This is a genomic window from Vulcanococcus limneticus LL, assembly GCF_943369875.1.
Lineage (GTDB): Bacteria > Cyanobacteriota > Cyanobacteriia > PCC-6307 > Cyanobiaceae > Vulcanococcus > Vulcanococcus limneticus_A.
Map to the genome: position 1 here is coordinate 21697 of NZ_CALROT020000010.1, position 15173 is coordinate 36869.

14 protein-coding genes are annotated in these 15173 nt (G+C 69.9%); 9 read left to right on the plus strand and 5 right to left on the minus strand.

What is annotated here, in order from left to right; genetic code table 11:
- Positions 1-10: 10 nt before the first annotated feature.
- Both ACLV7J_RS11790 and ACLV7J_RS11795 read left to right on the plus strand, forming a co-directional pair.
- Positions 11-928, plus strand: coding sequence for a formylglycine-generating enzyme family protein (locus tag ACLV7J_RS11790; protein ID WP_411869290.1), 918 nt, complete (start codon positions 11-13; stop codon positions 926-928).
- The gene (locus ACLV7J_RS11795; RefSeq protein ID WP_411869291.1) at positions 925-1959 is read left to right on the plus strand and encodes a helix-turn-helix domain-containing protein; all 1035 of its coding nucleotides are present in this window, start codon (positions 925-927) and stop codon (positions 1957-1959) included. The genes ACLV7J_RS11790 and ACLV7J_RS11795 overlap by 4 nt, the downstream gene beginning before the upstream one ends.
- A 44-nt stretch (positions 1960-2003) precedes the next feature.
- On the opposite strand, the gene ACLV7J_RS11800 is transcribed toward ACLV7J_RS11795, so the two are convergent.
- Positions 2004-2876: a hypothetical protein gene (locus ACLV7J_RS11800; protein ID WP_411869292.1), complete on the minus strand. Its 873-nt coding sequence runs from the start codon at positions 2874-2876 to the stop codon at positions 2004-2006.
- 374 nt (positions 2877-3250) lie between these two features.
- Here ACLV7J_RS11800 and ACLV7J_RS11805 point away from each other — a divergent pair, with 374 nt between their 5' ends.
- Positions 3251-3964: a pentapeptide repeat-containing protein gene (locus ACLV7J_RS11805; protein ID WP_411869293.1), complete on the plus strand. Its 714-nt coding sequence runs from the start codon at positions 3251-3253 to the stop codon at positions 3962-3964.
- 69 nt (positions 3965-4033) lie between these two features.
- Here the strand turns inward: ACLV7J_RS11805 and ACLV7J_RS11810 are convergent, their stop codons facing one another.
- Both ACLV7J_RS11810 and ACLV7J_RS11815 read right to left on the minus strand, forming a co-directional pair.
- Positions 4034-5080, minus strand: a complete 1047-nt coding sequence (locus tag ACLV7J_RS11810; protein WP_411869294.1) for a hypothetical protein — start codon at positions 5078-5080, stop codon at positions 4034-4036.
- A 38-nt stretch (positions 5081-5118) separates the two neighbouring features.
- Positions 5119-5613 (minus strand): hypothetical protein, encoded by a 495-nt coding sequence (locus ACLV7J_RS11815; protein WP_411869295.1) that lies wholly within the window; start codon positions 5611-5613, stop codon positions 5119-5121.
- Positions 5614-5996: 383 nt separating this feature from the next.
- Here ACLV7J_RS11815 and ACLV7J_RS11820 point away from each other — a divergent pair, with 383 nt between their 5' ends.
- Both ACLV7J_RS11820 and ACLV7J_RS11825 read left to right on the plus strand, forming a co-directional pair.
- A complete protein-coding gene (locus ACLV7J_RS11820) occupies positions 5997-7676 on the plus strand; it encodes a mechanosensitive ion channel family protein (RefSeq protein WP_411869296.1) in 1680 nt (559 codons plus the stop codon).
- 89 nt (positions 7677-7765) lie between these two features.
- Positions 7766-8176: a PilZ domain-containing protein gene (locus ACLV7J_RS11825; RefSeq protein WP_411869369.1), complete on the plus strand. Its 411-nt coding sequence runs from the start codon at positions 7766-7768 to the stop codon at positions 8174-8176.
- Positions 8177-8222: 46 nt separating this feature from the next.
- Here ACLV7J_RS11825 and ACLV7J_RS11830 read toward each other — a convergent pair whose 3' ends face one another.
- Positions 8223-8573, minus strand: a complete 351-nt coding sequence (locus ACLV7J_RS11830) for a hypothetical protein (RefSeq protein WP_411869297.1) — start codon at positions 8571-8573, stop codon at positions 8223-8225.
- Between the two features lie 38 nt (positions 8574-8611).
- Positions 8612-9292 carry a hypothetical protein gene (locus tag ACLV7J_RS11835; protein WP_411869298.1) on the minus strand — a complete coding sequence of 227 codons (681 nt, stop codon included), beginning with the start codon at positions 9290-9292 and terminating at the stop codon, positions 8612-8614.
- 440 nt (positions 9293-9732) lie between these two features.
- Here ACLV7J_RS11835 and ACLV7J_RS11840 point away from each other — a divergent pair, with 440 nt between their 5' ends.
- From ACLV7J_RS11840 to ACLV7J_RS11855, 4 genes are all read left to right on the plus strand, one after another.
- Positions 9733-10101: an AbrB family transcriptional regulator gene (locus tag ACLV7J_RS11840; protein WP_094589786.1), complete on the plus strand. Its 369-nt coding sequence runs from the start codon at positions 9733-9735 to the stop codon at positions 10099-10101.
- A gap of 290 nt (positions 10102-10391) precedes the next feature.
- Positions 10392-11318 carry a cation diffusion facilitator family transporter gene (locus tag ACLV7J_RS11845; RefSeq protein ID WP_411869299.1) on the plus strand — a complete coding sequence of 309 codons (927 nt, stop codon included), beginning with the start codon at positions 10392-10394 and terminating at the stop codon, positions 11316-11318.
- A gap of 32 nt (positions 11319-11350) precedes the next feature.
- Positions 11351-12010, plus strand: a complete 660-nt coding sequence (locus ACLV7J_RS11850; RefSeq protein ID WP_411869300.1) for an alpha/beta hydrolase — start codon at positions 11351-11353, stop codon at positions 12008-12010.
- A gap of 71 nt (positions 12011-12081) precedes the next feature.
- The gene (locus ACLV7J_RS11855; protein ID WP_411869301.1) at positions 12082-15045 is read left to right on the plus strand and encodes an EAL domain-containing protein; all 2964 of its coding nucleotides are present in this window, start codon (positions 12082-12084) and stop codon (positions 15043-15045) included.
- The last annotated feature ends 128 nt before the right edge of the window (positions 15046-15173 follow it).

A 15173-nucleotide genomic window follows, 5' to 3' on the forward strand; every position in this document is an offset into this window, starting at 1 on the left:
GGCCCGGGACATGCTGTGGATTCCGGGGGGCACCTACCGGATGGGGTCGGACCACCACTACCCGGAGGAGGCCCCGGCCCATCCGGTGCAGGTGGAGGGGTTCTGGATGGACCGCACCCTGGTGACCAACGCCCAGTTCCAGAAGTTCGTGAAGGCCAGCGGCTACCGCACCCTGGCCGAGCGCCCCGCCGATCCGGCCCTCTACCCCGACGCCAAGCCCGAGCTGCTGGCTCCTTCCTCGATCGTGTTCGTGCCCCCCGCCGGCCCCGTCGGCAGCACGGATCCCTACCGCTGGTGGCAGTACATTCCCGGCGCCAACTGGCGCCATCCGGAAGGTCCCGGCAGCTCGATCAAGGGGCGCGAGCAGCATCCCGTGGTGCACATCGCCCATGAGGATGCCCTGGCCTATGCCCGCTGGAGCGGCAAGGCGTTGCCCAGCGAGGTGGAGTGGGAACGGGCCGCCCGCGGTGGCCTGGAGCAGGCCGAATTCGCCTGGGGGGATGACCTCTACCCCGGTGGCGTGCCGGTGGCCAACACGTTCCAGGGGGACTTCCCCCACCACAACAGCCTGCTCGACGGCTACGCGCGCACCTCGCCGGTGGGGGCCTTCCCCGCCAACGGCTACGGCCTGCTCGACATCATCGGCAACGTCTGGGAATGGACGGACACCTGGTATCAGGAGCACGGGGTGACGGTGCGCGATGGCGGCTGCTGCGGAGCCGACGCCGCCCGCACCGCCAGCATCGACCGCCACTCTCAGCACGGGGCGATGCCCCGCAAGGTGGTGAAGGGGGGCTCCTTCCTGTGCGCCCCCAGCTATTGCCGCCGCTACCGCCCGGCCGCGCGCATGGCCCAGGGCATCGACACCGCCACTTGTCACATGGGGTTCCGCTGCATCGTGCGGCCCCGATCGGATCCGCATCCATGAATCCCATCGAGATCTTCAAGCGCCAGCCCCTGCTGTTCGGCAGCGCCATCGCCATCACCGACACCGACGTGGATGCGCTGGCCCATCGCTATGCGGCCAGCATGGCCCTGCGGGAGTTTGACCAGGCCGGCCGCGACGAGCCCTTTCTCTATCGCGCCAGCACCGTGCAGATCGGCGATCTCACGGTGAGCACAGGATTCCACACGCCGATCCGCCTCTCCACCCAGGAGAGCTCCATTGCCACGGTGATGTTGATCCAGAGCGGAAGCGTGCGACTCCGGGCCGATGGTCGCGCCATCCATCTCGACCAGCCCCAGGATCTGCTCTACCTGCCCGGCTGCGCCTTCGAGGAGGAGACGGAGCACGTGCGCGGGGTGCTGTTCTCCCTGGATGCCGATCGGCTGGCCCGCACCGCCGCCGGCATGACCGGGTTCCGCGTCAGTCCCGGCAAGCTGCGGCAGCGCCTCACGAATCCGCACCGCCTGCAGCCCCACACCGGCGTGGAGCGGGAGGTGCTCCAGACCCTGCAGCACACCTTCCCGCTGCTGGATGCCCCCGGCCTGCAGCTGGAGGGCACCCTGCCCCTGCTCGCCATCGACGACCTGATCTACCGCAGCATCGCCCTGGCCCTCTGCGGCGATGTGATCCGATCGGGGCCGGCGCACCACGCCCCCCGCGGCAGCGCCAAGGCCGTGATCATCGACGAACTCGTGGACTGGATCCGGGCCAACCTCGACCGGCCCATCGCCCTCTCGGATCTGGAGCAGCGCAGCGCCTATTCAGAGCGCACCCTGCGCAACGCGTTCCAGCAGCGCTTCGGCTGCGGCCCCAGTGAGTGGATCCGCGAGCAACGGCTCACGGCAGCCCGCGAACGGCTCCTGGATCCCCGACCGGGCGACAGCGTGTCGACCATTGCGCAGGCCCTGGGCTACCGGCACCTCTCGCAGTTCAGCCGCGATTGCCACCGGGCCTTCGGCGTTCGTCCCTCGGACCTGCTGCGCCAGAGCCGTCAGGGCACCGAAAAGGGCTGAGCCGCGGGCAGGAGCTCGGATCAGGAAGCGGGTCAGGAAGGGGATCAGAAAAAGAACTTCAGCCCCAGCTCGATGCCGTTCTGGTGGCTGGTGAAGCCCGTGCTGCGGCTGGCCCCATTGGCGTAGGCCATGCCGAGATAGCGCCAGGACACGTCGATCACGGTGCTGTTGCCCACCGCGTAGCCGAGGCCGAGCTGGGCATTGCCGGTGAGGTCCTCGGCGCCGGCCAGGCCGAACCCACTCACGTCCGCGCGGGCGAAGGCCCGCAGCCGCGGCGCGAGGAAGACGGAGGCCTGAGTGCCCAGCAGGGGTTGGGCCCAGGTTCGGTTGACCTCACCCTGCCGCTGGAGCCGGATCCCCAAGGGGCCATTGCCGCGGATCTCCGCATCGACCCCGAGCTTGGCCTCCATGAGGCGGATGCCGGCATAGGGAATCAGCGTGACGGAACCGGGCCTGCCGGTGGCCGCTTCCCGCGGCCCGAAGCGGTAGCGCAGGGCGAGGTCGTAGATGCCGTTGATCGCCGTGACATCGGCGGACCCGGTGAACAGGCCACGCTCGGTGGTGGCGGACTTCTGGGCTCCCAGCTGGGTGTAGGAGATGTCGGTGAGCAGGCCGATGCGGCCGTACTCCACGGCCGCCCGTGCCGCCGCCACCGACTCCAGCTTGCTGAGGATCTGGCTGGGGTTGAGGGTGGTGTCGGCCTGGAACCCCCGCACGGTGGTGGTGCCGTTGACCCAGGGGAGGAAGCCATAGAGCTCGACGGTGCCGGCCCAGCCCGTGTCGTCTGGGGCTGCCTGGCTGACGGGAGCTCCCGTGGTGGCGGGGGTGTCCGTGGCGGCGGGGGTATCCGTGGTGGCGGCGGGAGTCGCCGAACCCGCGGCATCCACAGGCGCGACCGCACCCGCGGCAGGGACCACCGTGTCGACGCCGCCGGAAGGCGACTCACCCCCTACGCGGCTGCTGGCGCTGGCGCCCGGGGAGGCCTCCGCTGCCCTGGCCCCAGAGACCTGGCCACAGCACGCCGCGGCAAGGCTCAGAACCAGAAGGACGCGGCGGTGGGAACCGGACATGGCGATGGCAACGACGGGCCGATGGAGGGATCAGAGGTGGGATGGGACCAGCCAGCGCCGTGGCCTGGGCCCCAATCCCGAGGGATCCGGTGCAGTCTGGCAGCACTTGCTGACGACACCTCCGGGCGTCTTCAATCCAGCCGTTGCCATCAAGCGGCGCCGCCATGATCAAGCGGGTGAGCATGGACCGCATGTCCCCCCTGGCATCCTCTCCAGCTGCGATGACCCCACCCCGTCGATCCACCTGGTATGCGCGACAGCAGCAGCGCCGGGCCTCGCCCTTCTATCGCCTGCTGGATCGCTCCTTCGGCTTTCGGCTGCTGATCGCTGCGGCCGCCTCCTTTTCCCTGCTGGCGGTGGTGCATCGCTTCGAGAATTGCCGCGGATCGGATGCCAAGAGTGCGTGCATCACGAGCAACTTCTGGGACATCGTGAGCGTTGGCAATGTGGAATCCTTCAGCATCGTGGCGGCGGCGCTGATTTACATCATGGAAGCCGGCCAACGCAAGGAAAAGGAGCACCATGAGATGCTCAACCTGCTGCTCACCCAGCGGGACGCCGGCACCAGCATGAGCCTGGCCCGGATCCGGGCCCTCGAGGATCTCAGCGCCGCGGGACTGTGGCAGGACAACTTCGATCTCCATGGCGCCAATCTCGAGGGCCTGCGGAGCCCCTTCAGCCGCGGGCACGGCGCCGATTTCAGCGGCGCCGTGCTGCGCCAGGCCGATCTGCGCCAGAGCGATCTGAGCGGCGCCGTCTTCCATGGCGCCGACCTCAGCGGTGCGGATCTGCGGGGTGCCGACCTCAGCGATGCCGACTTCACGGGTGCCGATCTGAGCGACGCTGACCTCAGCGGCGCCCAGCTGCGCGGGGCCCGATTCGAGGGGGCGACCCTCAACGGTATCCGCAGCGATCGGTCCCTGCTCTCCAGCTGAGCAGGGACCGCAGCGAGAGCAACCCTTGGGACCAGAGGGGCCCATCCCTGCCGGGATGGGCCCGATAGCTCAGGCGGCGCCGAAGGCCACCTGGCAGGCCGCATTGAGCAGCTGAGCCTCCTCAGCGCTCTGGGGCTCGCGACCATCGAGCAGACCGCTGTTGCAGTCGGCGCTGAGTTGGTAGGTGTTGCCATCCGCCGTCACCGCGAAGGTCACCGCGGAGCTGCTGGAGGGCTGCACACTGCCGTAGAGCAGCTGATAGTCGGTGCTGGGCACCACGATGTAGGTCTGGTTGTCGCTGATGGCGTCGTCGACGGCGTTGTTGATGATCGCCGCCGTGGCCAGGGTGCCCACCCCCCAGGCGGCGGCCCGGGCACCCCACCAGCCCCAGGTTGGGGTGGACCAACCGCCATACCAGCCGTAGTTCCAGGGCCTGGCCACGCCCCAGCCCGGCCGGGCCCAACCGGGCCGCACGTTGACGTTGTTGAGGTTGACCTCGCGGTTCCAGTTGCGATTCACATCGCGGTTGACGTTCCGGTTGATGTCGCGGTTGAAATCGCGGTTCACGTCGCGGTTGACGTTCCGGTTCAGATCGCGGTTGATGTCCCGGTTGGCGCCCAGGTCACGGTTGGCACCGAGATCGCGATTCGCACCGAGATCGCGGTTGGTGCCGAGATCGCGGGTGCCGGCTCCCGGTCGGTTGCTGACCGGGGTGCGGGTCGTGGAGCCGAGGCTGCCACTGGGACGGGCCAGATCACGGGTGCCGCCTGAGGGACGGGAAAAATCCCGCCCGCCGCTGGGGCGATCCAGCGAGGGCCGGGAGGCGCTGCCACCACCCACGTTGCTGCTCCAGCCACCGGACGGCCGGCTGCTGCCCCGGTTCAGGCCGCCGCCGGCGCCACTGAAGCCACTGCTGACCCGGCTGCCACCGCCGCGGGAACCGCCGCCCCCGCGGGAGCCTCCACCGCCGCGCCCTCCGCCGCCGCCTCGACCACCGCCGCCGCCGCCACGGGCGATCAGCTCAGCCGCGTCAGCCTGGGCGCCGTTGTGCAGGGATCGGGCCTGCAGCGAAGCCCCGGGGGCCAGGGCCTGGGCCGGCAGCATGGGGGCCGCCACGGCACCGACGAGTAACAGTGCCAGTCCTGAAGTCGTCTTCATTTCTTCACCAGATCGCAGCCGGAGTCGTAGCAGCTGGCGGTCACACGGCCGGTGGAATCAAACAGCACCTTGACCAGGTCACGACCAGCAAAGGCGTTGGGGTTGTCCTCCCGCACGCTGTTGAGGTAGTTGGGATTGACGGCGCAGAGATTGCGGCCGTTGAAGCAGACCGTGTTGGTCGAGAAGCGGGCCTCGGCACGCTCCAGCGGCTGCCACTGCTTGAGCTCCGCGTTCCAGCGCTGCATCCGCACCGGAGCCTCCAGGATGCGCACGGTCTCGAGCGTCGATCCGATGCGATGCCGATAGAGCGTGGCCGTGCCGTCGTTCTCGACCTCGATGGTGCAGGCCTGGGCCGGGGCACCCCGGAGTGCACAGCGCGTATCGAGCTTGTAGAGCACCTCACTGCGGGCCGCCGTCGGACTGCAGAGCAGCGCTGCACCAAGGGCCGTCAGCGCGAGGGCGCAGCGGGGAACGGGCCGGGGAGAAGACATGAATCGGGAGACAATCGGGAGGAGCAGGAAAGGCATCCGATGCGGGACACCGTGCTGCTGACACCATGGCCATGGGGCGCGATGGATCGCAACCTGGCCAACGACATCGTTACATGGGTGGGCATCAAGATGCCTGGGGGACACCATGGGCGAGCAACCCATGATCCGAGTGGATCAAGATGTGCCGAATTCCACAACCCTCCCGCTCAGGCGTCCTGCGCGACCAGGGTGAGGGCCGATGCCCCCGATCACACATTGATGCCCCATTCACGTCTCTCTGACGCCGCACATCGCGCCCCATGACACCATGGCGACCCCGTCCTGACAGCCGAGCGGCACTGGCCAAGGCTGAGCCACCAGAGGCCACAGCGGCCGCCGGCAGGGTGCCCCTGGCGCCTGGGCTCACCGGCCGGCGGGCCCGGCGACCGCTCGCCTGGCGGGCCCTGACCGCCGTGCTGCTGCTGGGGCTGACGGCCCTGCTGGCCATCGCCCCCCCGGGCGCCCTCGGCGCCCCCAGCAAGGCCTGGACTCCCCCCGGCTGTGCCGAACAGGGCGCCTGGATCACCCTGGAGGGGGCGAAGGTGGTGGAACTGCGCTGGGCCGTGGGGGGCCGGGATCCCGCCGCCGCCGCCGCCGAAGGCAGCACCGGGCTCAGCGGCCTGGCCCGCAACCCCCTGGTGGCGCCCGACTCGATCGTGGTGCGGGATGGTGACGTCTACAGCTACATCGGCATCGAGACACCAGACGGCGGTGGCTTCCGGCGCCTGCTGAGCCTGGATGACCGGGCTGGCCAGTGCTTCGGCGTGTCGCGCGCCACCCTGGCCCGGCGCTACCGCGACCAGGTCCGCGCCGCGATCCGCGCCTACCGCGAGGAGCACAGCCTGCACTCCTGGCTCACGGGGTCGGCCCTGGCGGTGCTGGTGCTGACGATCTACCTGATCTGGATCCGCTGGCAATCGCGGCTGAAGCAGCGGCTGGCCAGGGCCATCCAGACCCGCAGGTCGCTGCGGATCAGCGGACTGGGGCGGGCGGGCAACCAGCTGCTCGAGGAGGCGCAGGTCGGCGGCCTGTTGCAGGGCCTGCTGACGGTGGCCCACTGGGCCCTGCTGGCCGTGGTCAGCTACCTGCTGGTGCCGATGCTGCTGGGCTTCTTCCCACCCACCAAGGTGATGGCGGCCGGCCTGCGCAGCCAGCTGCTGGCGGTGGTGCAGGCCGGCCTTGCCCAGGTGGTTTCGGCGATTCCCAACCTGCTCACGATCCTGCTGATCCTGGCGATCACGGTCGGCGCAGTCCGGCTCAGCCAGGGGCTGTTCCGGGCCCTGGGCCGGGGTCGGCTGCGCTTCAGCTGGTTCTACCCCGAATGGGCCGAGCCCACCGCGCGGATCGCCACCGCCCTGATCGTGCTGGCGGGCGGCGTGATCGCCTTCCCCTACGTGCCGGGCTCCACCAGCAAGGTGTTCCAGGGGGCGGGCCTGTTCCTCGGCGTGCTGGCCGCCCTCGGCTCCAGCGCCATCGCCACCAACGTGATCAGCGGCCTGATGTTGATCTACACCCGGGCGTTCCAGGAGGGCGACCGGGTCGAGATCGGGGGTGTGGTGGGCGTGGTGCAGGAACGGGCCCTGCTGGTGACGCGCCTGCGCACCCCCCGCAACGAACTGGTGAGCGTGCCCAATGCCACGGTGATCGCCACCTCCGTGACCAATTTCAGTTTCTCGCGGCGCGAGATCGCACGGCCCGTGGCCCTGGCCACCACGGTAACCATCGGCTACGACGTGCCCTGGCGCCAGGTGCACGGACTGCTGCTCAGCGCCGCCGGGAGTGTGGAGGCAATCAGCGACGAACTCGCCCCCTTCGTGCTGCAGACCTCCCTGAACGACTTCCACATCAGCTATGAGCTGACCGTGTTCGTTCGGGACGTGGAGCGCTACCGCGAGACCCTCTCCCAGCTCCTGGCCGCGGTGCAGGACGCCTTCGCCGACGACGACGTGGAAATCCTCTCCCCCGCCTATCACGCCATCCGCAACGGCAACGCCAGCACAGTGCCCAAACCCCCTCAGACCTGAGGGGTCGAGGCCTGGCCGGACAGTTCACGTAGAGTTCCACCCCCAGCTGGCGGAAGTAAGCACTGCCCCTTCGTTCGTTCCTCAAAAGCCTGGCCGGAGATCGGCGCAGCACCTCCGAGCGCCGGGGCGATGACCGACCCGATCAGGCCCCGCGGCGCGAGCAGGCGGCGCGGCGCAACCACGACCGCCGAGTGATCTACACCAACGCCCCCAGTGGCGACCTCACCCTGCTGGATGGGACCAGGCTGCTGGCCACCCTCTGGGACATCAGTCAGGGCGGTGCCTGCGTGCTGGTGCAGGGCGACGTGACCCACCTCAACGCCAACGACCTCTGCACCCTCACCCTCAAGGAAAAGGGCGGCCGGGAGGACCTGGCGCTCAAGACCAAGGTGGCCTGGAGCTCCTTTGAGGATGCGGGCACCTACGTGGGCCTGAAATTGCGCACGGGCGGCAAGATTCCGCCGGGCACCTTCCTGGATCGCCTGCAGCGCAACCGCTAGCGGCGACACCGGCCTGCCCCACATCGGCACGGGCGAGCCCCCCCGCTCAGGGGGTGTTCTGGGCAGCGCTGCCGGAGGGGTAGAACAGCTCCCGCAGGCTCCCGGCCTGGGCGGGACAGAGCTGGGGGGCGTAGTAGCGCACCGCGGCACCCTCCACCTGCTCGGCGGTCACGCCCACAAAGCGCAGGCCGGCCTGCTCGAACTGGGCCTGGAGCTGCTGCTGCAGGGTTGGAACCGTCAACGGGCGGCCGACGCTCCCACAGAGGAGCTGGGCATAGAGGCGGGCCCCACAGCCGGTTTCGCCGTAGCGGGACACGCAGGGACTGGCCGGTGGCGGCAGCGGCGGGGGTGGCGCCAGGGCGGGTGCCGACTGGCCCCAGGCGGGGGGCAGGCCCAACGACAGCAGGGCAAGGACGGGCAGGAGCAGCGCCCGCCTCACCGAAAGGCCTCCGGGCTGCAATCGGCAAAGCGGACCACGGCCTGCTCCTCGAGGCGAGGCGACGCGTCGGCGGTGAGCAGGGCGGGATTGAGGGCCCGCAGCTCCCGGGCGATCGCCGCTAGGCGTGCCTCGGAGCCCGCCAGCAACCGGCCGTGCTCGGCAGCCCAGGCCCCGGAACGGGCCGCTTCCTTGGTCTGCCAGGCCTGCACGGCTTGAGCGTAGCGCTCCTGATCGAGCTCCTGGTCGTAGATGGGCAGCTTGCTCAGGGCGGCGGGATCCGGGGGCTGGGGCTTGGCCGTGGGCCGGTAGACCTCGGCGCGGAGCCGGTCGCGATCGGCCTGTTCCCGCCGGAATTCGGCCACCAGCTGGGAGGCCTGGGGCCGCGTCCGCCGGCAGAACGCCAGGCGCTGGGCCTGGGCCGCGGCCTGACGCCGGGCGGCGACGGCACGCTCCTGGGCGAGGCGCTGCTCAATCGTGTCCAGACAGCGGTTGTAGGTGTACCAGCGCTTGATCACACCGCCCTCGCGCTCGGCCCGGCTCTCGCAGCGCGCCTTGCCCTGGTCACTGACCCGCTGGGCCGCACCCCAGCCGCAACTGCCCAGCAGCCCACAGATCAGCAGGACAAGGGCAGTCTTCGCCTGGCGCGTCGCAGCGGGTTTGAAGCAGAAACCCAGCACAGGGATGCAGGCAACGGGCGACCAACATCCATGATCCCAGACCCGCCGGCGCCCCACCAGCCAAGGCCTGGAGGCCAACCTCCTGCGGGGGTCTTGGCCATACGCCTAGGGCATGCGCACGCAGCCCTCAGGCTGATGTCTTCGAGCGCAGACGGAACCGCCAACCGCACACCACAGATTGTGCGCGCCGGCCGCCGATGCCCCCCAGACCCCAGGAAACGGGGGGATGGATCGGGACACACCATCGCGGTGGCGCCAGGGTAATCAGCCCGGCTGCGATCGCAGGAGCGGCGCAGGCCCGCGACGCGCTCTTGCGCTGTAGCCAGCCCCAGCGATCCAGCAGAACCACGCGGTGCAATGAGCGCCACTGGCACTCTGCAATGCGTGGCGGCGGGTTGTGCATCGCAGTGATAGGTTTGTGATGCACAGGGGGACACACCATGCTCACGGGTACCGATCTGCTGACCAAGGTCAAGGAGTTGGGCGATGCGTCCAAGTCCGATCTGGTGCGCAGCTGCGGCTATGTCAGCACCAAGAAGGATGGCAGCGAGCGTCTGAACTTCACGGCCTTCTACGAGGCCCTGCTCGAGGCCAAGGGCATCAGCCTGGGTGAAACCGGTGGCAAGGGCGTCGGCAAGGGCGGCCGCAAGCTCAGCTACGTGGCCACGGTGCAGGGCAATGGCAACCTGCTGGTGGGCAAGGCCTACACCGCCATGCTCGATCTCCAGCCCGGCGATGAGTTTGAGATCAAGCTCGGCCGCAAGCAGATCCGCCTGATCCCCGCCGGCAGCACCGACGAAGAGGAGTGATCCCAGGCCGGGGTACGCCGCCCCGCGCCACAGCTCTCCTGCAAGGCCCCGGCTCCGGTCGGGGCTTTCTGCTGGGGCCCTGCAGGGGCGTGTTGGGCCGGAGTCTTCTGCTGAGGTCTTGTGCTGACGTCTTGTGCTGCGGATCCAGCCAGCCGGAGGTCAAACAGCGCACCCGCCATCAGCATGGCAGGGTCGGCCCGGATCCCATGACGGATCGCAGGCCGGACCGCAGCCCGCAACGCAGGCCCCAATGCAGGCCGAAACCCAGGACAAAGGAAAGGAGGGAACGCATGCACGAGCACGCCCACGCCGATGTCCATCCGGCGGTGCAGATCCAGCGCCTGCCGCATCCCCACCAGCACCAGCACCGCATCGGCTCGCCCGCCGCCTTCCGCTGGAGCGTGATCCTCAACAGTGCCCTCTCCGGGCTGCAGCTGGTGATCGGCTTCGGCTTCGGCTCCCTGGCCCTGGTGGGCGACGCCATCCACAACCTGGGCGATGTGGCCGGCCTGCTGTTCGGCTGGGGGGCTGAACGGCTCAGCGCCAGACCCGCCACCCCGCGCTTCACCTACGGCTTCGGCCGCAGCACCCAGCTGGCCTCCTTGATCAACGCGGTGCTGATCCTGATGGCCGCCGCGGTGGTGATCGTGGAGGGCATTCAGCGGCTGGGCAGCCCGGTGGAGATCATGGGCCTGCCGGTGGCCGTGGCCGCCGCCCTCGGCGTGGTGGTGAATCTGCTCTCGGCCCGCCTGTTCAGTGGCGGCGGCCACCTGCACGATCTCAACCGCCGGGCCGCGATGGTGCACCTGCTCACCGATGCGGCCGTCTCGGCGGCGGTGTTGGTGAGTGCGCTGCTGGTGATGCTCACGGGCTGGAACTGGCTGGATTCAGCCACCGCCATCGGCGTGGGTCTGGCGGTGGCCTGGAGCGGCGCGGAGCTGCTGAAGGACTCGCTGGTGGTGTTGCTGGATGCGGTGCCGCCTGGCATCGATCTGGAGGCGGTGGAGCAGGCCCTGCGCGCGGTCCCCGGCGTGGTGGATGTGCACCACCTGCACGTGTGGGGCATGAGCACCTCCCAGAGCGCACTCACCGCCCATCTGCAGCGCAGCCCCGGCGGCCTGAGCGACATGGCCCTGCTGCACGAGGCCAAGGAGGAGCTGGCCAGGCTCGGCATCGCCCACAGCACCCTCCAGCTCGAACCGGCGCCGGAGGAGTAGGCCAACCGCGCCGCGCTGCCTAGGTTGGCCCCATGCCCGAGGAGCGCTCCATGCCCCACCCCCGCTGCGACCGCCGCCAGCCCGGCCCCCGCCGCGCCCGGCTTGCCCCTGTTGCCCTGGGCCTGGCCGGGCTGGCGGCGGGGCTGCTGGGTGCCCCGGGCCAGGCGGCCGAGCAGGTGGTGTTCGTGAGCGGGGCCTTCCGCCGCTCGATCCCCGTGGCCGACCTGGAACACCTGGCCAGCACCGGCCAGGCCCGCGGGCTGCTGGCCGATGCAATCCGCCTGGGGCGCCAGAAGCCGGAGGCCGTCGCCCGGCTGCTCAACAAGCAGATCACCCTGCCCCTGGTGGCCACCAGCCGGGTGCTGAACACCCGCATCGGCGGCGTGGCCCTGGAGCGGGTGTCCCGCATCCTCTACCCGCTGCGGGCCCCGGCGGCCGGCGTTCCCGCCCTGCGCAGCGCCACGATCCTGGCGCTGAATGCCGGCAACGGCACCCTCTCGCCGGTGGGCTTCCTACGGGCGTATCCCAGCCGGGATCTGGCCGTGAACCTGCCGGTGCTGCAGCGGGCCGTGAATCAGATCAGCTCGCTCTCCGGCGTGGTGAGCACCTTCCTGGAAACGGATCTGGGCGGCAATCTCGACAAGCCCGACAACGGTGACAGCTCAGGCACCACCAGTCCCCGGGCCCAGTAGCCCCCGTAGGCTGAAATCCAGTCCATCCTGAGGACGTCACGACGTCGCCCCGGCCTGGTCTGAACCGCGCCATGCCACCGACCACGCCACCGACCGGCATTCGCGCCATCCCGGGGCCCCTGCTGGTGCTGTGGGCGGTGCTCCTGCCGCTGGCTGGAGCGGCGGCGGCGCTCCAAGCTCAAGGGTCGGAGCGGAGGGCGGTGGCCGCGGCCGAGGCCTTGCAGACCGAGCGCCAGGGCGGCACGGCCCTGCGGGACACCGGGATCGCCGGCGCCAACCGGATCAGCGACGCCGAGGAACACGCGCTGAAGCGCCAGGGGCTGCCCCTGCTGGAGGCCGTGGTCGGGGCCGGCGGTCTGCTGCTGCTCTGGAGTGCCAGCCTGCGGATCCAGGTGCGCCGGCGCACCCGGGAACTGGCCGAGGCCAAGGACGTGCTCAGCAGCACGATCGAGGCCATGCCCGACCCCCTGATCGAGCTCTCCGCCGATGGGCAGATCCTGGCCGTCCACAGCCCGCGCCGCGACCTGCTGACGCGGCCGGCGGAGGACCAGGTGAACCGCCACGTGCGCGAGGTGCTGCCGGAGCGGGCGGCCACCGTGGTGCTGGAGGCCCTGGCGGAGGCGGCGCAGCAGGGCTACGCCAGCGGCCAGGAGATCGAGGTGCCGGTGCCGGGTGGAACGGCCTGGTTTGAGCTGTCGGTGACGCGACGCACGTTGCCCTCCCAGGGCCAGGACCGCTTCCTGCTGCTCAGCCGCGACATCACCGGCCGCAGGCGCGACGCCCTGCGGATCCAGCGCCTCAATCGGCTCTACACGGCGCTGTGCCGCTCCAACCAGGCGATCGCCCGCCAGGAGGAGTCCACCGCCCTGCTGCAGGAGATCTGCCAGATCGCCGTCAGCTCCGCCGAGATGACGATGGCCTGGGCGGGCCTGATCGATCCCCTCAGCCAGCACGTCCAGGCGGTGGCCTGGGCCGGCGCTGGCACCGAGTATCTGCAGGGCCTGAGCATCACCACCGACGGCGACGATCCCCTGGGCCGGGGCCCCGTGGGAACGGCCCTGCGGGAGCAGCACCCCGTGTGGTGCCAGGACTTCCAGAACGATCCCAGCAGCGCCCCCTGGCACGAGCGCGCCCGCCTCTACGGCTGGGGCTCCGTGGCGGCCCTGCCCCTGCATCGCGAGGGGGTTGTGATCGGCGGCATCGCGCTCTACTGCGCCGAGGCGAACGCCTTCGACGCGCAGAGCCAGGAGCTGCTGATCGAGATGGTGCGCGACATCGAGTTGGCCCTCGATCGTCTCAGCGCCCTGGCGACCCAGCGCCGCCTGGAGCAGGACGTGGCGGCCAGTGAGGCGAAGTACCGCGAACTCACCGAGTCGATCCACGACGTGATCTGGACCCTGGATCCCGAGACGTTCCGCTACCTCTATGTGAGCCGGTCGGTGCAGCGGCTGCGGGGCTACACGCCGGAGGAGGTGATCGCCCAGCCGTTTGCGGCCTCGCTGCTGCCGGAGGGCGCGCGCCGCATGGAGGAGCAGATCCGGGCCGAACTGGAGGAGTTCAAGCAGGGCCTGCGCAGCAGCGAGATCGTGACGGTGGATGAGGTGGAGCAGCCCTGCCGCGATGGCTCGAGGGTGTGGACGGAGGTGGTGACGAACCTGATCCGCAACCCCAGCACCGGCCGCATCGAGCTGCGCGGCGTGACGCGTGACATCACCGAGCGCAAGTTCGCCCATGAGCAGATCAAGCGCCTGGCCTACTCCGACCAGCTCACCGGCCTGGCCAACCGGGTGCTGCTGCGCGACCGCTTCCGCAACGCCCTGGGGCTGGCCCGCAAGCAAGGGCGCCACCTGGCCCTGCTCAACCTGGACCTGGACCACTTCAAGACCATCAACGACAGCCTCGGCCACTCGGTGGGTGATCGGCTGCTGATCGAGGTGGCCCGGCGCCTGGAGGCCCAGCTGCGCCCCGGCGACACCCTGTCGCGCTCCGCCGGCGATGAGTTTCTGCTGCTGCTGCCCGACACCGACGCCGAGGCGGCACTGGAGCTGGTGCGGCGCCTGATCCAGACGGTGGCGAGTCCCTATCAGGTGAGCGATGAGCCGCTGTTTCTCACCGCCTCGATCGGCATCGCCATCTACCCGGAGGACGGCACCACGATCGAAACCCTGATGAGCAACGCCGATGCGGCGATGCATCAGGTGAAGCAGGAGAGCCGCAACAGCTTCCAGTTCTTCACCCCCAGCGTGCAGCAGCGCAGCTCACGGCGCCTGCGCCTCTCCAACGCCCTGCACCAGGCCCTGGAGCGCGGCGAATTCGAGCTGCTCTACCAGCCCCAATCCGAGCTGAGCAGCAACCGGATCATCGGGGCCGAGGCGCTGCTGCGCTGGACCTCGCCGGAGCTGGGGCCGGTGTCGCCGGCGGAGTTCATCCCCATCGCCGAGGCCAATGGCCTGATCCTTCCCATCGGCGACTGGGTGCTGCGCCAGGCCCTGCGCGATGCCGCCAGCTGGACCCGGCCCGCGGGGCCGGGGCAGGCGCCACCCCTCACGGTGTCGGTGAACATCTCGGCGGTGCAGTTCCGCGACAGCGACCTGCCCAGCCGGGTGCTGCGGCTGCTGGCCGAGGAACGGCTGCCCCCCGCGCGCCTGGAGCTGGAACTCACCGAATCGGTGACGCTGGACAATCCCGAGCGGGCGGTGCTGCTGATGGATCGCCTGTTCAACGAGGGCATCCAGCTGGCGATCGACGACTTCGGCACGGGCTATTCGTCGCTGAGCTATCTCAAGCGCATCCGCGCCCACAAGCTCAAGATCGACCAGTCGTTCGTGCGCGGCCTGGAGAGCGACGCGGATGACCGGGCGATCGTGCTCACGATCATCAACCTGGCCCGCACGATGGGCATGCGCACGCTCGCCGAGGGGGTGGAGACGCCCCAGCAGTTGGAGCTGCTGCGCCGGGCCGGCTGCGATGAGATCCAGGGCTACTGGATCGGCAGGGCGATGACCAACGAGGCCTTCCTGCAGCTGCCCCTCTGAAGCCGGGATTCCCTCGCCAGGGACCGTGGCTAGCTTGAAGGTCCCCTGCGGGCCTGCGTACACCCAGCCGAGGCCGTAACGCCCATGACCCTCCAGCCCATGGGCACCCCGGCGACCCAGCCCACCCC